The sequence below is a fragment of the Actinospineispora acaciae DSM 45401 genome, from assembly GCF_000620785.1.
GTDB lineage: Bacteria > Actinomycetota > Actinomycetes > Mycobacteriales > Pseudonocardiaceae > Pseudonocardia > Pseudonocardia acaciae.
The window spans coordinates 1,236,593-1,254,998 of record NZ_JIAI01000001.1 but is presented as its reverse complement, the minus strand read 5'-3'; the positions used below and the strand labels follow the sequence as shown (position 1 = coordinate 1,254,998).

Below are 18,406 nucleotides of genomic sequence, written 5' to 3'. Positions count from 1 at the left end.
GTGGCGGGCTCGTGGGGGGAGCCGTTCCCGCTCACCGCGCTGCAGCAGGCGTACGTGGTGGGCCGGGGGGACGGGCTGGAGCTGGGCAACGTCTCCACGCACCAGTGCATCGTGGTCGAGGGTCCGCTCGACGTGGACCGGCTCGAGTCGGCCTGCCGGCGGCTGGTGGAGCGGCACGACGCGCTGCGCCTGGTGATCGATCCCGACTCCGCCACCCAGCGGGTCGGGCCGGTGCCGCCGGCGCCGCTGGTCGAGCGGGTGGACCTGACGAGGGCGGGCGATCGGGAGCTTGACGCCCTGTGGGAGCGCCTGTCGCACGAGGTGATCCCGCTGGACGGGCGCCCGCTGTTCCACCTGGTGGCGGCGCTGTTGCCGGGCGGGGTGACGCGGCTGTTCGTGAGCGTGGACGCGCTGGTCATGGACGGCGCGAGCCTGCAGAGGCTGATCGACGAGGCCGCGGTGCTCTACCGGGATCCTGGGGCCGAGTTGCCGGAGTGCGGGATCGGGTTCGCCGAGTACGCGCGCCTGGCCGCCGGGCAGCGGGCCCCGGTGGAGCACGAACGGTACTGGGAGCGGCGGCTGGCAACGCTGCCCAGGGCGCCGGCGCTGCCCGCCGGGCGGCCGGCCGCCGAGGTGCGCCGCCCCCGGTTCACCCGCCGGCTCCAGCGGGTGCCGGCCGAGGACTGGGCGCGGTTGCGCAAGCGGGCTGCCGCGCACCGACTGATGCCGGTGGGGCTGCTGGTGAGCGTGTTCGCGGAGGTGCTGGTGCGCTGGTCGCGCGAGCCGCACCTGCTGCTGAACGTGCCGAGGGGCGGCCGGCGGACCGGGCTGCACCCGGGGGTCGGCGAGCTGGTCGGCCCGCTGTCGACGTTCTCGCTGCTGGAGGTCGACCACCGGGACGAGCGCTCCACGTTCGCCGAGCGGGCCGCGGCCCTGCAGCGACGGCTCTGGACCGACGTCGAGCACGGCGGGGTGGACGGCGTCGACGTGCTGCGCGGGCTGGCCAGGGCGCGCGGCGAGCTGGGGACCGCGCTGGCGCCGGTGGTGTTCACCAGCATGCTCTCCTGGGGCGGCGGCGAGCCGGCGTGGTCGGGGCTGGCGCGCCGGGTCGGCGGCGTGGCGCAGACCCCGCAGGTCGGCCTGGACCTGCGGGCGAACCTGGACGGCGGCGGCCTGGTCCTGGAGTGGGATTCGGTCGACGAGCTGTACGCGCCGGGGCTGGTGGACGAGCTGAGGTCCGCGTTCGGCGCCGCGCTGGACGCCCTCGGCGCGGACGACGAGGCGTGGCGGCGCGCCGAGCTGGTGCGTGTGCCGGAGGCGATGCTCGCCCGCCGCGCCGCGCCGGAGCCCGATCCGCCGCCGGGGCCGGCGACGCTGACCGAGCTGGTCGAGCGGGCGCTGCGGGCGGACCGGTCCGAGCCCGCCGTGGTGTGCGGCGACACCACCCTGAGCTACGCCGAGCTGGGCGAGCGTGCCGCCCGGGTGGCGAGCGGGCTGCGCGCGAGGGGCGTCGGGCCGGGGGACACGGTGGCCGTCCTGCTGCCGCCGGGGGTGCCCCGGCTGCTGGCGGTGTTGGGCACGGTGCTCGCCGGCGCGGCGTACCTGCCGATCGACCCGGCCGCCCCGGCCCCGAGGGTGGCGGCGGTGCTGCGGGCCGGCTCGCCTCGCCTTGTTGTGTCTGACGCGGACGAGCTGCCGCAGGGCCGGGGGTTCGAGCCGGTGCGTCCCGATCCGGGCGACCCGGCGTACGTGCTGTTCACGTCCGGGTCGACCGGGCGGCCCAAGGGCGTGGAGGTGGGCCACCGGGGCGTCGTCTGCTGCCTGCTCGCCACGGTGCGGCGGTGGGGGATCGGCCCCGGGGACCGGGTGCTGGGGGTGACGGCGCTGCACCACGACATGTCGGTGTTCGACGTGTTCGGCACGCTGGCCGCCGGCGCCACGCTGGTGCTGCCCGAGGCCGAGGCGGACCGCGACGCCGTCGCGTGGGCGGAGCTGGTGCGGACCCGGGGGATCACGGTGTGGAACTCGGTGCCGGCGATGATGCGGATGACGCTGGACGTCGCCGCGCCCGGTGACCTCGCCTCGCTGCGGCTGGTGTTCCTCGGCGGCGACTGGATCCCGCGCTCGCTGGTCCGCGAGCTGGCGGGGGCGGTCGGGCTTGTCACGATCGTCTCGGTCGGCGGCCCCACCGAGACGACGCTGTGGAACATCTGGGCGCGGGTCGACCCGGACGCCGACGGCCCGGTGCCCTACGGGCGGCCGATCCCGGGCAACGGCTACCGCATCCTGGACCATCGCGGCCACGACCGCCCCGACCTGGTGCCGGGGCGGATGTACTGCGTCGGCGCCGGCGTGGCGCTGGGTTACCGGGGCGACGCCGCGCTGACCGCCGAGTCCTTTGTGGACATCGACGCAGCGGGTGGCGGGCGGGTGCGGGCGTTCCGGACCGGCGACCTGGGGCGCTACCTGCCGGACGGCACCATCGAGTTCGTCGGGCGGACCGATGCGATCGTCAAGGTGCGCGGGATGCGCATCGAGCCGGGCGAGGTCGAGGGCGTCCTCACCCGGCATCCGGAGGTGACCGCCGCGGTGGTGCTGCCGGTCGGTGGCGCGGAGGACGACCCCTCGCACGACGGCCTGGCGGCGGTGCTCACCGTGCGCGGGCGGGTCGAGGACGACGAGCTGGCCGGGCACGTGCGCCGCGAGCTGCCCGAACACATGGTGCCGCGAGCGTGGGTGCGCGTGCCGACGGTCCCGCTCAACGCCAACGGCAAGCCCGACCGCGCCGAGCTGGCCGCGCTGGTGTCTGAGCGGCGGGCATCACCGAGGGTGCGCGGACTGCGGGGCCGGGCGCCGGCGCTGCTGCGCCTGGTCACCTGGGCCTACGGGGAGGCGCTCGGCCGTCCGGTCCGGCCCGACGAGGACGTGCTGGTCGCCGGGGCCGGGCCGGCGGCGCTGCGGCGGGTCGCCTCGGAGCTGCGGGAGCTGCTGCCCGGCGTGCGGGTGAGCGAGGACGACGTGGCCGCCGGCGACGCGGTGGGCACCTGCGAGCGGCTGCTGGACGGACGCGGGAACGCCGAACGCGTCGCGGCCGTGGCGGTCAAGGTCATCGAGATGAGCGAGAACGAGGTAGACGCCATGTTGGCCGGAACGGGAGACGTTTGATGGGGGAGTTCGGCGACCGGAGGCGTCGGCTGATGGCGCTCATGCTGGAGCGGGAGGGCCTCACCACCGATGCCGCCCCGACCGAGCCCGAACCCGACCCGGAGACGCCGAACGCCGGCACCGAGGTGCTGTCCCCCGCCGAGGAGCGGCTGTGGATGCTGCACCAGCGCGACCCGCTGGGGGCGGCCGGCGCGTTCACCGCGGCGCTGCGGCTGACCGGCCCGCTGGACGCCGCGCGCCTGCTTCGTGCGCTGCGGGCGCTCGCCGAGCGGCACCCGGCCCTGCGCACGGTGTACCGGTTCGACGGCGAGGGCGAGCTGCGGCCGCACCTGCTCGACCCGGACGCGGTCGAGGTGCGCCTGGTGGAGGCCGACGGGCCGGACCTGGAGGACGCCGCGCGGTCGCTGGCGCGGCGGTGGGCCCGCGAGCCGTTCGACCTCGCCGAGCACGCGCCGCTGCGGGCCCGGGTGGTGCGCGGCGGCGAGCGGGACGCGGTGCTGGTGCTCACCGCGCACCACATCGCCGTCGACGACGCGTCCTGGCCGACGATCTTCCGGGACCTGTCCGCGCATTACGCCGCCGCCGGTGGGGCTGCCGCCGCGCCCGCCGACTACCGGGCGTACGCCGCCGTGCGAGCCCGTGTGGTGGGGGAGCGGTCGCCGGGGCAGCTCGGGTACTGGCGGGAGAGGTTCCCCGAGCCGCCGCGCCCGCTGCCGCTGCCCACCGCGTGGGCACCGCTCACCGCCACGGAGACCGCGGACACGGCGGGAACCTCGACCGTGGACGTCCACCGGCACCGGATCACGGTCCCGGACGGGGAGGGGCTGCGCGAGCTGGCCCGGCGGCTGGGCGCGAGCCCGTTCCATGTGCTCACCGCCGGGTTCTGCCTGCTGGTCAGGGCCGCGACGGGGGCGCGGCGCTGCACGGTGGCCACCCCCGTGGTGGACCCGGAGGTGATGCGCGAGGCCACCATGGTCGGGGCCACCGGGAACACGGTGCTGCTGGCGCTGGGCCTGGACGACGGCGACACGTTCGCGGGCCTGGTCGGGCGGGTGCGGGCCGAGGCGGCCGGCGCCCTGGCGCACGCCGACGTCCCGTTGGAACGGGTGCTCGGCGCGGTCGGGGCGGCCGGCGCGCGCCCGTACAACCTGATGGTGCTGCAGCGCCAGGACCTGGTCTCCGAGCTGAGCCTGCCCGGTGTGGAGGTCGCCGAGCTGGCCCTGCAGCCGATCGCGACCGACGCGGACCTGACGTTCGCCGTCGCCGTGACCGGGGACAGCCTGGTCTGCGACCTGACCCACCCGGCGACGATCACGCCCGCCGTGGGCCGGCTGCTGCTGGAGGACGCGCTCAGGCTGCTGCGCCGCGCGGGCACCCACCCGGACGACGACCTCGCGACCCTGCTGCGCGGCGCCGACCTCGCGCTGGCCCGGAACACCTCGGCGCCGGTGCTCGATCCGGCAACAGAGCCCGCCGAGCCGACCGCCCGCGCCGAGGAGTCCACCGCCGACCCGGAGACCGTCCAGGCCATCGTGGACGTCTTCGCCGAGGTGCTCGGCGGTGTCCCGGTCCGGCCGGGGGACGACTTCTTCGCCCTCGGCGGGCACTCGCTGCTGGCCACCCGCGCGATCGGCCGGCTCACCGCGCGGCACGGGCTGAACCTGCGCATCCGGGACTTCTTCGACGCGCCCACCGCGCTGGCGCTGGCCGCCCGGTGCGCCGCGCCGGCCACCCGTGAGCGCCCGGCCGTCCGTTCCCCGCAACCGGAGCCGGAGACGCCGTACCGGGTGCCGCTGTCCCAGGCCCAGCGCGGCCTGTGGTTCCGGATGAGCCTGGAGGACTCGTCGGCGGCGTTCACCATCCCGTTCGCGCTGCGCGTCGCGGGCGAGCTGGACCCGTCCACCCTGTCCGCCGCCCTGGAGGACGTGCTGGCCCGACACGACGCCCTGCGCAGCCGGGTCGTGGCGGCCGACCCGGAGCCGATGCTGGAGGTGACCGCCCCGGCCGCCCCGCCCGTCGCCGAGCACTCTGCGAGCGAGGCCGAGCTGGACGGCCTGATCGCCGCGCTGGTGGCCGAGCCGCTGCCGCTGGACCGCGAGGTGCTGCGCTGCGCGCTGGTCCACCTGACCGACTCGGGCGACCGCGTGCTGCTCCTGCTCGTGCACCATCTGGTCTGCGACGAGGAGTCGGTCGGCCCGCTGGGCCGCGACCTGGCCGAGGCGTACCGGTCCCGCTCGCGCGGGCAGCGACCGCCGTGGGACCCGCCGCCGATCCGGGCCGCCGACGCGGCGCTGCTCGTGGACAAGCGGGCGGCGGACGCGCGGCCCGCGCTGGACTACTGGCGCGACCGCCTGGCCGGCGCCCCCGAAGAACTTGTCCTGCCCACCGACCGGCCGCGCCCGGCCCGCCCGAGCGCGCGCGGGGCCGCCCTGCGGTTCACCCTCGACCGAGACGTCCGCGCCGGGATCAAGCGCCTGGCCCGCCGGCACGGCGCCACCGAGTTCATGGTGGTGCATGCCGCGACCGCCGCGCTGCTGTCCCGGCTGGGGGCGGGCGAGGACGTGGTGCTCGGCTCGCCGGTGTCGCTGCGCGAGGACGAGGAGATGGCCGGGCTGGTCGGGTTCTTCGTCAACTCCGTGGTGCTGCGCACCGACCTCACCGGCGACCCGACATTCGCCGAGCTGCTGGCCAGGGTCCGGGAGACCGACCTGGGGGCGTTCGAGCACCAGCGCGCGCCGTTCGAACGGGTGGTGGAGGCGGTGAACCCGCCGCGCTCGGCGGCCCGCCACCCGCTGTACCAGGTGATGATCGCCTACCAGCACGCCGAGGGCTCCGGCATCGGCGAGGGCGGCCGGTTCGCCGGGCTGGCGGCCGAACCGGTGTTCCCGACCATGGCCAACGTCCGCTTCGACCTGGAGCTCAAGCTCGCCGAGTACGCCGACGCGCAGGACGTCGAGGGCGTGTGCTGGTACTCGGTCGAGCTGTTCGACGAGGCCACCGTGCTGGCGCTGCTGGAGCGGCTGCGGGCGGTGCTCACCCAGGTCGCGGCCGACCCGGACGTCCGTGTCGGCTCGCTGCGGGTGCTGCTCCCCGGCGAGGAGGGCGGGATGCGCGGGCCCGCGCCGGTGACCGCCCCGGACGCGTTCCCGCTGGACCTGATCGCCCGCACCGCCGAGCGGTTCCCGGACCGGCCGGCGGTGGACCAGAGGACCTACCGCGAGCTGCTCGCCGACGCCCACCGGCTGGCCCGGTACCTGGTCGAGCGCGGCGCCGGGCCGGAGACCCACGTCGGCATCGCCGTGGACCGCGACGCCGACCTGGTGGTGGCGATGCTCGCGGCCTGGGCGGCCGGCGCGGCGTACCTGCCGCTGGACCTGGACCTGCCGGACGAGCGGCTGCGGTTGATGGTCGAGGACACCCCCGTCACGCTGACGCTGGTCGCGCCGGGCAGCGCCGAGCGGCTGGCCGGCATCACCGGGACGCCAGTGTGCGAGCCGGCCACCGATGAAAGCTGGTCCGCGACCCCGCTCACCGATGCGGACCGCCGGGCACCGCGCGACCTCCGGCATCCCGCCTACACCATCCACACCTCGGGGTCGACCGGCCGCCCCAAGGGCGTGGTGATCACCGCGCGGTCCCTGACCGGGTTCCTCACCGGCGCGGTGGCGCGGCTCGGCCTCACCGAGCGGGACCGGGTGCCGGCGCTGGCCACCACGGCGTTCGACGTGTCCGTGCTGGAGATCTTCGCGACGCTGCTGGCCGGCGGAACCGTGGCCGTCGTGCCGAGGTCGGTGGTCCGGGACCCGCGCGCGCTGGTGGCCACGCTGCGGGAGCTGGCGCCGACGCTCGTGCAGGCCACGCCGTCGTTGTGGCAGATGATCGCCGAACGGCTCGCCACCTCCGGCGACGCCGACCCCCTCGGGGACGCCACCGTGCTCACCGGCGCCGAGCCGCTGCCGTTGCCGCTGCTGCCGACGTTGCACGGGGGCGCCCGGCGGCGGGTGCTGAACCTGTTCGGGCCGACCGAGACCACCGTCTGGGCGGCGATGGCCGAGGTCGAGCCCGGGCGCACCCGCCCGCCCTCGGCCGGCGGCCCGCTGCCCGGCGTCGTGTTCCACGTGCTGGACGCGCGGCTGCGCCCGGTGCCGCCCGGGGTGGCCGGCGAGCTGTACATCGGCGGCCCCGGGCTCGCGCGGGGCTACGCGTCGGCGCCCGGCCGCACCGCGGAGCGGTTCGTGGCCGATCCGTTCGGCGCGCCCGGTGCCCGGCTGTACCGCACCGGCGACCTGGTGCGCTACCGCCGCGACGGCGAGCTGGAGTTCCTGGGCCGGGTCGACTTCCAGCTCAAGGTGCGGGGCTTCCGGATCGAACCGGGCGAGATCGAGTCGGTGCTCACCCGGGTGCCGGGCGTCCGCAGGGCGCTGGTCACCGGCGTCGAGTCCTCGGGCCGTACCAGGCTGGTCGCGCACCTGGAGTGCGATCCGGACGCCGTGGACGCGGCCGCCGCGCGAGCGTTCGTCGCCGACGCGCTGCCCGAGTACATGGTGCCCTCGGAGCTTGTCGCCCACCGGGCGTTCCCGCTCACCCCGACCGGCAAGGTGGACCGCGCCGCGCTGCCCGCGCCGGACCGGCCCGAGGACAGTACGAGAGCCCCGATGACGGACCGGGAACGGGCGCTGGCGCAGGTCTTCGCCGACTGCCTGGACCGCGCGCCGGTGGGCGCCGACGACGACTTCTTCGCCCTGGGCGGGCATTCGCTGATGGCCGCCCAGCTGGTGGCCAGGGCGGGCGCGCTGTTCGGGGTGGACCTCGGGGTCCGCGACCTGTTCGACGCCCCGTCGGTGGCGGCGCTGGGCGCGCGCATCGAGGAGCTGCTCTCCCAGGGCGCCGCAACTGCCCGGCGCCCGTCCCGCCCCGAGCCGGCGCCGCGCGCCGAGGGTACCGAGATCGAGCTGTCCCCGGCCCAGCGCCGGCTGTGGTTCCTGGACCAGCTCGGCGGCCCGAGCCCGGTCTACAACATCCCGCTCGCGCTGCGGATCGACGGGCCGCTGGACGTGGACGTGCTGCGTGCGGCGCTGGCCGATGTCGTCGGCAGGCACGAGGCGCTGCGCACCCTGGTCGGGGAGGAGAACGGCCGGCCCCGGCCCGTGATCCTGACCGCCGCCCAGGCCCGCCCCCTGATCCAGGTGACCGAACACGGCGCGGGCACCGTCGACGACGAGGAGCGGGTGCGACAGGCCGCCCGCCGCCCGTTCGACCTGGCCACCGACCTGCCGGTGCGCGCCGACGTGTTCAGTGCCTCACCCGACCGGCATCTCCTGCTGCTGCTTCAGCACCACCTGGTCAGCGACGAGGCGTCGTTCCCGCCGTTCCTGCGCGACCTCGCGGTGGCGTACCGGTCCCGGTTGACGAAGAACGAACCGGACTGGGCGCCGCTGCCCGTGCAGTTCGCCGACGCCGTGCTGGCCGACCTGCGCGCGCAGCGGGAGGACCCCGGCTTCGGCGGCTCGCTGGCCTACTGGCGCGGCGAGCTGGCCGGCCTTCCCGAGGAGACCCCGCTGCCCACCGACCGGCCCCGCCCGGCCCGGCCCACCGGCGAGGGAGGCCTGGTAGAGTTCGCCCTGCCCGCCGAGACCGCCATGACCCTGCGCGCCCTCGCCGCCCAGGTGGGCGCCACCGAGTTCATGGTCGTCCACACGGCCGTGGTGGGGCTGCTGAACCGGCTCGGAGCGGGTACGGACATCGCGATCGGCACGCCGGTCACCGGCAGGTGGGACGAGTCGCTGGCCGAGCTGGTCGGCTTCTTCGTCAACACCCTGGTGCTGCGGGCCGACGCCTCCGGCGACCCGTCGTTCCGGGAGCTGCTGCGCCGGGTCCGCGACCGGGACCTGTCCGCGTTCGAGCACCAGCGGGTGCCGTTCGACCGGGTCGTGGAGGAGGCCAACCCGGTGCGCTCGCCGGCGCGGCACCCGCTGTTCCAGGTCATGGTGGCCTACCACTACCGCGACGCGTCGCTCACCCCGCTGCCCGACACCACCGTCGAGCCGGTGATCTGCGACCCCGGAGTGGCGAAGTTCGACCTCGACCTCAACGTCGGCGCGGACCCGGACGGCAGCCTCGCCGGCACCCTGGAGTACTCGGCGGACCTGTTCGACAGGGCCACCGCGCGGGAGCTGTCCCAACGGCTCACCGCGCTGCTCACCCAGGTCGCGGCGCAGCCGGACCTGGCCCTGTCCGAGCTGGACATCCTCCTGCCCGGCGAGGCCGCGCCGCTGCGCGAGGGCGGGCTGCGGCGGGTGGACGTGCCCGAGCTCTCGGTGGCCGACCTGTTCGACGCCCAGGCAAGGCGGACCCCGACCGCGCCCGCGCTCAGCGACCGGGACACCGGCATGGACTTCGCCGAGCTGGCCGCGCGCTCGCACGGCCTGGCCAGGATGCTGGTGGCCCGGGGCATCGGGCCGGAGTCGGTGGTCGGCCTGGCGCTGCCCAGGGACGCCGAGCTGGTGGTGGCCCTGTTCGCGGTGCTCACCGCGGGCGCCGCCTACCTTCCGCTGGAGCCGGACCTGCCGGCCGGGCGCGTCGAGGCGATGCTCGCCGACGCCAGCCCCGGCCTGGTCCTCACCAAGGGCCGGCCGCCGTGGCCGCCGCCGACCGACACCGCGGTGCTCGACCTGGACGACCCCACCGTCCGGGCGGAATGGGACGCCGCCGACGGCGCCGAGCTCACCGACGCCGACCGCACCGCGCCACGCCGCCCGGAGCACCCCGCGTACGTGATCTTCACCTCGGGCTCCACCGGCCGGCCCAAGGGCGTGGTGGTGCCCTACGGCGGGCTCACCAACATGGCGGTGAACCACGACCGCGAGGTGTTCGCCCCCACCCTGGAGCGGGCGGGAGGGCGCACTCTCCGTATCGCGCACACCACCGCGTTCTCCTTCGACGCCTCGTGGGAGCAGCTGCTGTGGCTCATCGCCGGGCACCACGTGGTGATCGTGGACGAACGCACCCGCCGCGACCCGGACGCGCTGCTGGAGCTGTTCGACCGCGAGCGCATCGACGCCTTCGACGTCACGCCCACCTACGGGCTGCGGCTGCTGGAATGGGGGCTGCTCGACGAGGGCCGGCACCGTCCGGTGCTGATGTCGCTGGGCGGCGAGGCGGTGCCCGACGCGCTGTGGCAACGGCTGCGGGAGGCGCCGCACACCTGGGGCTACAACCTCTACGGCCCCACCGAGTACACCATCAACGCCCTCGGCGCCTCGGTGGACGACTCGGACACCCCGGTGGTGGGGATCCCGGTCACCAACACCCGGGCGCTGGTGCTGGACGCCCGGCTGTGCCCGGTCCCGGACGGGGTGATCGGCGAGCTGTACCTGAGCGGCGCGGGCGTGGCGCGCGGGTACGTCGGCCGGCCGGCGCTGACCGCGGAGCGGTTCGTCGCGACCGGCGCGGGCGAGCGCATGTACCGGACCGGTGACCTGGTGCGCCGGCGCCGGGACGGGCTGTTGGAGTACCTCGGCCGCGCCGACGACCAGGTCAAGCTGCGCGGCTTCCGGATCGAGCCGGCCGAGATCGAGTCGGTGCTGCTGGAGTCCGAGCACGTGGCCCAGGCGGCGGTGGTGTTGAGCGCGGACGCCGACCGGCTGCTCGGCTACCTGGTCGCCCCGACCGGCGGCGCCCCGAACGACACAGCCGACGACACGGCGGTGCGCGCGCTGCTGGCGCGGCGGCTGCCCGCGCACATGGTGCCGTCCACCCTGAGCTGGGTCGACGAGCTGCCGCTGACCGTGAACGGCAAGCTGGACAGGGCGGCGCTGCGGGCGCGCGAGCCCGAGGCCGGCCCGGCGCGCCCGGCGGACCGGGCCAGGCTGCCGGACGACCCGGCCGCCAGAGAGGTCGCGCTGGTCTTCGCCGAGCTGCTCGGCCTGGACGTGGTCGGCGCCGACGACGGCTTCTTCGACCTCGGCGGGCACTCCCTGCTCGCCGTGGAGCTGGTCGCCAAGCTGCGCGCCCGGGGAGCCACGCTCGGCATCCCGGAGGTCATGGTCGGCCCCACCCCGCGCGAGCTGGCCGGCCACCTCGGGCACATCGCCGACAAGCCGAGGAACACGCCGAAGGACATCGGCGGCGGGCTGAGCCCGATGCTGGCGCTGCGGTCGAAGGGCGAACGCACCCCGCTGGTCTGCGTGCACCCCGCGCTCGGGTTCGGCTGGCCGTTCGCTGGCCTGGCTCGCGGCCTGGCCGCCGACCAGCCGCTCTACGCCCTGCAGTCGCCGCTGCTGAGCGACCCGCACTGGCACCCGGCGAGCCTGCGCGAGGTGGCGGAGGAGTACCTCGACCGGGTCCGCCGGGTGCTGGGGAACCGCCCGGTGCACCTGCTGGGCTGGTCGTTCGGCGGGGTGGTGGCGCACGCGATGACCGCGATCGCCCACGAGCGCGGCGAACCGACCGGCCTGCTGGCCGTCATGGACGGCTACCCGCCGCTGTCCGGCACCCCCGACGACTCCCACGACCCGGTATCCGCGCCCGGCCCCTCGCTGTTCACCGACCGTCCGCCCGAGGACGCCGACGCCGAGGTCGCCGCCCTGCTGGGCGGGCTGGACCGGGACGACTCCCTGCTCGGCCCCGAGCTGCGCACCGCCGCCGTGGCCGGCTACCGCACCGTGCACCGGCTGCTGGCCGCGCCATGGGACGGAACCGTGCGCGGCGACATGCTGTTCTTCACCGCCACCACCGGAGGACTGGTCACCGGCGCGCACAAGCTGTGGGAGCCGCAGGTGGACGGCGTCATCTGGAACACCGACATCGACTGCGGCCACTACCAGATGGCCGACGAGAAGCCGCTGGCCACGATCGCCGCGAGCCTCGCGCCCGCGCTGGCCGGCTACGAGGCGGGGGTGACGCCATGACCTGGCCCGAGGAGCTCGCCGAGCGCTACCGGCGCGAGGGCTACTGGCGCGGGCTGACGCTGGGCGAGGCGTTCCGCGACTGGGCACGTGCCCGGCCCGCCGCCACCGCGCTGGTGGCGGGCGCGCGCCGGTGGACCTACGCCGAGCTGGACCACGCCGCCGACCGGATGGCGGCCGGCCTGGCCGCCAGGGGCATCGAGCCGGGGGACCGGATTGTGGTCCACCTGCCCAACACCGCCGAGTTCGTGCTGGTGCTGCTGGGCGCGGTGCGCCTGGGCGCGCTGCCGATCCTGGCGCTGCCCGCGCACCGCTCGGCGGAGATCGTGCACCTGTGCCGGCACGGCGAGGCGGCGGCCTACGTAGCCCCGGCCTCGTTCGGCGGCTTCGACTACCTGGCGCTGGCCGACCAGGTGCGCTCCGAGGTGCGCCAGGTCCTGGTCGCCGGGCCGACCGAGGACCTCCCGTCCTGGGCGGTGGACCTCGCCGAGGTCGACGCCGAACCGCGCGACCTACCGCGACCCGACCCCGGCGCGCCCGCGCTGCTGCTGCTCTCCGGCGGCACCACCGGCCTGCCCAAGCTCATCCCGCGCACCCACGACGACTACCTCTACAACGCCCGGGTCAGCGCCCAGCTCACCGGTCTCGGCCCGCACTCGGTCTACCTTGCCTCGCTCCCGGTGGCGCACAACTTCCCGCTGGCCTCCCCCGGTGCGCTCGGCACCTGGTCCGAGGGCGGCACGGTGGTGCTGGCCCGCAGCCCCGGCCCGCCGGAGACGTTCCCGCTGATCGAACGCGAGGGCGTCACGCACACCGCCCTGGTGCCCGCGCTCGCGCTGCTCTGGATGGAGGCCGCCGCGTACACCCGCCGCGACCTGTCCAGCCTGACGCTGCTCCAGGTGGGCGGCTCGCGCATCAAGGACGAGGACGCCAGGCGGGTCACCCCGGCGCTGGGCTGCGCGCTGCAGCAGGCCTTCGGGATGGCCGAGGGCCTGATCTGCTTCACCCGGCTCGACGACCCCGAGCACATCGTGCACACCACCCAGGGCAGCCCGGTCTGCCCCGACGACGAGATCCGCGTCGTGTCTCCCGATGGGGCCGACGTACCGGACGGTGAGGTGGGCGAGCTGCTGGTGCGCGGCCCGTACACCATCCGCGGCTACTACCGGGCGGCCGAGCACAACGCCACCGCGTTCACCACCGACGGGTTCTATCGCACCGGCGACCTGGTCTCCCGCACCCCGTCCGGGCAGCTCGTCGTCCAGGGCCGGGTGAAGGACACGATCATCAGGGCGGGCGAGAACGTCTCCGCCGAGGAGGTCGAGGCCGGGCTCTGCGCGCACCCCGCCGTGCGCGAGGCCGCCGTGGTCAGCCTCACCGACCCGGCGATGGGCGAGCTGGTCTGCGCGGCGGTGGTGTTCGGCGGGCCGCCGGTGGAGCTGTCCGAGCTGCGCGACTTCCTACGTCACAGAGGGCTGGCCGAGTTCAAGCTCCCGGAACGGCTGGCGGTGCTCGGCGAGCTGCCGCTGACCGCGATCGGCAAGTACGACAAGAAACGACTCCAAGCCCGCATCGGCCAGGACTAGACGAGCAAGTCCGAATCCGATCAGTCCGGCAGCGTGATCCGCTGGCCATCCGGTCCGACTGCGACCGTCCAGTCGGTGACCGTCGGTTCGCCGGCCTCGCGCCACCACCGGTAGGCGTCGGCCACCTCGTCGAACAGCCGTCGCGGGCCGCCCTGCCGCACCCGGTACGGGGCGGTTCCTCTCCGGCCTCGACCGACGCCCACGACCGGCTAGCAGGGTCGAACAGCCACACCGTCCCTTGCCCTGGCGCGGTGCCCTTCTGCCACTGCAACCGCACCCCGTCGCCGAGGCGCTGGCCGATCGCCATCGCCGCGTCCCGTCCGCTGCCCCATAGCCGCGGGTGCAGGTCGGTCTCGCCGGTGACCGCCGGTTCGCCGACGATGCTCGCCGGGGCGACACGGGGAACCCGGGCGGCGCGTGTTCCCATGAACGACAGCGGCCAGCTCAGCCGCCCGGACGCGGTGCCGTCGCCGTTGGCGGCCAGGGTGAGTAGACCGGGTTGGTGGTAGCTGTTGTAGAGCGGAGCGACCAGCCTGCCCCCGGGTGCTGTCTGCGCTACCCATGCGTAGGGCACCTCTCGGATGCCAACGGTGGCGATCACCCGGTCGTACGGCGCGGCGTCCGGGTAGCCGAGGGTGCCATCTCCGGTCACGACGGTGACCTTGCCGAGCCCTGCCGCGGCCAGCGACCCACGGGCCTGAATCACCAGCTGCGCATCGATCTCGACGGTGGTCACGTTCTCGGCGCCCACCTTCCATGCCAGCAGGGCGGCGTTCCAGCCGGTGCCGGCGCCGATCTCCAGCACCCGCATGCCCGGCTCGGCGTCCAGGGCGTGCAGCATCGTGGCGACCACGCTCGGCGCCGAGGTGGACGACGTGACCTCCCATCCGCCCTCGACCGGTGGGTTGCCATCATCGACCTGCGTGTGGACCGGCTCGTTCCGGTAGGCCAACTTCGACCAGGTGTCGGGGTCGGTGTCGCGGCGCAGCGGCAACAGCCGCCCGCCCGCCGCCTCGCTGACCTGCCACACCGTGCCCGGGATGAACTCGTGGCGGGGCACCTGCTCGAACGCCGCCCGCCAGTCGTCGCCGAGCGACCCGGCGGCCACCAGATCGGTGACCAGCCGGGCACGCTCCCGTTCGAGGGTCACTTATAGGCGGGCTGGCTCTGGCGGAGGCTTGGGGTCGTTCGGTCCACGCATGGCGAACGCTGGAGCGTGGTTGCTCATGGTGTGCACCTTCCTCCTGTGTTGTTGAACTATCTATCCGGCTCGCGCGCCGTCTGCCGCGTGCGAGACGCCTTCCAGCCGGTTAGGCGGCACGGGGCCACCCCGTTTCCACAGCGACACGGATGCGGAGGTCAAACTGCCGCACCAGGCGCCTGCGCCAGAACTCCAACAGCGGCCACGGGACGTAGCCCGGCTGCGCGGCCTCGTACCGGTGCCGGGCAGCGGCTGCCGGGTAGACCTTGATCTTGCCCGGGGGAAGGTTGTGGATCGCCCGGCCGCAGTACCGACACAACCTGGCCGGGCCGGCCGCGGCCGGCAGCCAGTACGCCGGCTGGATCGCAAGCCCACACACGGGATTCGGGTAGGGCTTGCTCGGGTCGTCGACCGCGTGGACACAGAAGTCAGTCAGACACGGCAACAACCCAAACGTGGCAACCGTCGAGGAGATCGACGTGGGTTCGTGGTCCCGTCCTGGTCCGCTTCCGTAGTCGATCACCACGAACCGTCCCCTGACGGGTACAGCCGTGCCATCTGTCCGAGTAGCGGGTTACCGGGGCCGGGACGGGGCTCCACGGCCCCGGTCAGGCTCTCCAGCGCGGTGACACAGCCACCGTGCAGCTTCGCGTTCCTGGCCGGGAGGTGCCCGATCGGGTGCACTCTCGCGCCGCGGACCGCCGGTAGGCCCTTGCCGAGCGTGCCTTCGTAGAAGGCGTTGCGGATGATCCCGTCAAGGACGGCATGCACACCGCCTGTTCTGGACGGGATGACGCTGTACGTCTGCGGTGGCAGTTGGCGGTCGACATAGCGATGCACCTAACAAGCATGATCACCAACTCGGCGGCCAACCCATCCCATGACAGGTATCTCACCGTGAGATGTAGCTTTGTCGGGTGGCTGACGTCGCGGTGCCGCTTGCGCTGCCAGACTGGGCATGGGGTCGACCCGAAGTGCGGCGGGCGTTGCGTGAACGTGACGTGGCCGGCCTTTTCCGCGCCGCCCAGCGGTACGCGGGGGCCAGCCAGAGCCGGATAGCGACCGCCACCGGCGTCCTTCAGGGCCGGGTATCCGAGATCATGCGCGGTAGCCGCTCGGTCACGACGTTGGAGCTGTTCGAGCGCATCGCGGACGGTCTTGGCATGCCGGACGACGCACGGATGCAACTCGGCCTAGCTCCGCGACACCCCGCTGGGCTGGACCACCTCGGCGCGTCCGGGCGAGCTGAGATCCTGGCCGTGTACCCCTCGCAGTCCACCGCATTGAACGACATCCACGGCTTGGCACCCACCGCCCGCGAGATCGAGGTGCTGGCGGTCCGTGGCCTGGGCATCCTGGGCTTGTGGTCATCGGTCTGGACTCCACGATGTTCGTGTCCGCGTTCGGGGAAAGCCACGAGGGCCACACCAGCCCGATGTACCGGATAACCGGATCTCCCCATGGGGCGCTACACCGGGGCTTCCGCCGGTTCATCGAAGAGTTGCGCCGTACCGCCCGCCGGGTCGTTTAGGGTCCCGACCGTGGCGACGATCGAGGCGGAACTGAAGGCCGTCGTGCGTGACCCCGACCGGCTGAACCGGCTGCTGGCGAACCGCGCCGACAGCATCCGGTCCACCTATGCCGACCGGTATTTCGACTTCCCTGACCGGCGGTTCACCGAGCAGGGCCGGGAGCTACGGGTCCGCACCGTCACCGACGACACCGGCGAGCGTCGGGTACTGCTGACCTACAAAGAACCCGCGGTGGACGACGACAGCGGCTCGAAACCGGAGCACGAGACTACGGCGGCCGAGGCCGACGTGTTGGTGACCGTATTAACGACTCTCGGTGTGGAAGAGGTCATCTCGTTCGAGAAGCGTTGTGTGAACTACCGGTTCTCCGCCCGGGGATGGGAGCTGTTGGCCACCGTGGTGACCGTGCCGGAGCTGGCCGGCAAGACGTTCATCGAGCTAGAGACGGCCGCGCATCCGGATGACGTGGACGCCGCGCTCAGAGCGGTGAAGGCGGTGCTCGGTGAGCTGGGCATCGGCCCCGGCGATTACACGCGCGAGGCGTACACCGACGCCGTGGCTGCGCAGCGCGGCTAAGACCCGCTCACCCGCCCCGCCGAGGCCCCCATCGGACTAGTTCGCGAGGAGAACCTAGACGGCCTCCGGGACGACGTAGGGGGCCACGCTGCGCAGCTTCTCGCAGCTCTCCTCGTACTCGCGGAACGGGTCGGAGCCGGCCACGATCCCGGCGCCGGCGCGCAGCCAGGTGCGCTCGTCCTTGTCGTAGATCGCGCGCAGCACCAGCGCCGCATCGAGCGCCCCGTCCGGCTCGGCCAGCAGCACCGCCCCGCCGTAGAGCCCGCGCGGTTGCCGTTCCAGCTCGCGCAGGTGCCGCATCGCCGACGCCCGAGGAATCCCGCAGCAGGTCACCGCCGGGAACACCGCGGCCAGGCCGTCCCAGCCCGAGCGCCCGGACGCCAGCCGGCCGCGCACCGTGGAGGACAGGTGCTGGGCGCTGCCGCGCTCGATGGGCACCATGAAGTCGCTGACCGACACCGAGCCGGGCTCGCAGATCGGCACCAGGTCGTCGTGGGCGAGCTTCACCGAGACGGCGTGCTCGTAGATCTCCTTCGGGTCGTTGCGCAGCTCGTCGCGGTGCCGGGAGTCGCGCTCGGTGCCCTGGCCGTTGGCCCGCGTCCCGGCCAGCGGGTGGGTGACGATCCACCCGTCGCCGTCGATCTCGGCCACGGTCTCGGGGGAGAAGCCCGCGCTGTGCCAGTCGCCCAGCCGCAGCAGGTACGACCGCGCCGGGGTGTTGCCGGCCCGGCCGCGCCGGTACGTCGCCGGCAGGTCCGCCCGCAGCGGCAGCGGCACCGCGCGGGACAGGATCAGCTTGGCCAGCGCGCCCTCGTTGATCGATTCGACCACCCGCCGCACGTCGGTCCGGTAGCCGCCCGGGTCGCCGGCGTCGGTGCTCACCGCCATGCCCGGCCTGTCGTCCGCCATGATCGGCCCGCGCGCCAGCTCGCGCAGCCGCTCCAGCCGGTCCCGGCCGGTGGTGCTGATCCACACCGTCGAGCCGGTGATCCGCACCACGGTGGCGGGCAGCATCAGGTGCGCGAGCGTGGCCTCGTCGAGCAGGTGCCGCTGCCCGGCGAGCGCGTAGCCCAGCTCGAACGTGGCCCAGCCCAGCATCGGCCGGCCGGGCGACATCAGCTCGCCCACCACGCCGCCGAGCACGCCCAGCGGGTCGTCCGTCCAGGTCACCCGCCGGGTGCCGGCCGACCCGTGCACCCGGACGCCGTCGCGATCGAGGACGACCTCGGCCGACGGATCCGCGGCCAGGATGATCTCGCTGTCCCGCTCGTACACGACGTACTGCCCGAACTCCCCGCTGGCCGCCAGGTGCGCCGCCAAACCGACCGGATCGTCGTGCCCGTCCAACGTGACCTCGTGGCTCGTCGCCATCTTCCCGGCGTCCCCCTCCGCTGTGTCCGCCCTTGTAACTAAAGTAAGCCTCGCCTAATCTCTTGGGAA

9 protein-coding genes are annotated in these 18,406 nt (G+C 74.4%); 5 read left to right on the top strand and 4 right to left on the bottom strand.

All coding sequences use genetic code 11. The annotated features are described in order from the left end of the window. Genes N912_RS49815 through N912_RS0106050 form a run of 3 tightly spaced genes read left to right on the top strand, consistent with a single transcriptional unit; the run spans position 1 to position 13,657 of the window. Positions 1 to 3,165: a non-ribosomal peptide synthetase gene (locus N912_RS49815; protein ID WP_051579742.1), complete on the top strand. Its 3,165-nt coding sequence runs from the start codon at positions 1 to 3 to the stop codon at positions 3,163 to 3,165. Further along, complete coding sequence (locus tag N912_RS49810; RefSeq protein WP_051579741.1) at positions 3,165 to 12,074, top strand: non-ribosomal peptide synthetase; 8,910 nt, start codon at positions 3,165 to 3,167, stop codon at positions 12,072 to 12,074. The genes N912_RS49815 and N912_RS49810 overlap by 1 nt, the downstream gene beginning before the upstream one ends. Then, positions 12,071 to 13,657 (top strand): (2,3-dihydroxybenzoyl)adenylate synthase, encoded by a 1,587-nt coding sequence (locus N912_RS0106050; protein ID WP_028921735.1) that lies wholly within the window; start codon positions 12,071 to 12,073, stop codon positions 13,655 to 13,657. Before N912_RS49810 ends, N912_RS0106050 begins: the two co-directional genes overlap by 4 nt. Here N912_RS0106050 and N912_RS61495 read toward each other — a convergent pair. The 3 genes from N912_RS61495 to N912_RS63275 form a co-directional block, all read right to left on the bottom strand. Next, complete coding sequence (locus N912_RS61495; RefSeq protein WP_084210615.1) at positions 13,557 to 14,807, bottom strand: methyltransferase domain-containing protein; 1,251 nt, start codon at positions 14,805 to 14,807, stop codon at positions 13,557 to 13,559. The genes N912_RS0106050 and N912_RS61495 overlap by 101 nt on opposite strands. Positions 14,808 to 14,967: 160 nt before the next feature. Continuing rightward, the gene (locus N912_RS63280; protein ID WP_028921733.1) at positions 14,968 to 15,384 is read right to left on the bottom strand and encodes a hypothetical protein; all 417 of its coding nucleotides are present in this window, start codon (positions 15,382 to 15,384) and stop codon (positions 14,968 to 14,970) included. Then, positions 15,378 to 15,629, bottom strand: coding sequence for a hypothetical protein (locus N912_RS63275; RefSeq protein ID WP_028921732.1), 252 nt, complete (start codon positions 15,627 to 15,629; stop codon positions 15,378 to 15,380). Before N912_RS63275 ends, N912_RS63280 begins: the two co-directional genes overlap by 7 nt. A gap of 146 nt (positions 15,630 to 15,775) precedes the next feature. Here N912_RS63275 and N912_RS49795 point away from each other — a divergent pair, with 146 nt between their 5' ends. Together N912_RS49795 and N912_RS0106020 are read left to right on the top strand one after the other, a co-directional pair. Beyond that, on the top strand, positions 15,776 to 16,306 hold the full coding sequence (locus N912_RS49795; RefSeq protein ID WP_211261134.1) for a helix-turn-helix domain-containing protein: 531 nt from the start codon (positions 15,776 to 15,778) through the stop codon (positions 16,304 to 16,306). 93 nt (positions 16,307 to 16,399) lie between these two features. Continuing rightward, positions 16,400 to 16,966: a class IV adenylate cyclase gene (locus tag N912_RS0106020; protein ID WP_028921730.1), complete on the top strand. Its 567-nt coding sequence runs from the start codon at positions 16,400 to 16,402 to the stop codon at positions 16,964 to 16,966. Positions 16,967 to 17,020: 54 nt separating this feature from the next. Here the strand turns inward: N912_RS0106020 and N912_RS0106015 are convergent, their stop codons facing one another. Continuing rightward, positions 17,021 to 18,337: a salicylate synthase gene (locus tag N912_RS0106015; protein WP_028921729.1), complete on the bottom strand. Its 1,317-nt coding sequence runs from the start codon at positions 18,335 to 18,337 to the stop codon at positions 17,021 to 17,023. Between the last annotated feature and the right edge of the window lie 69 nt (positions 18,338 to 18,406).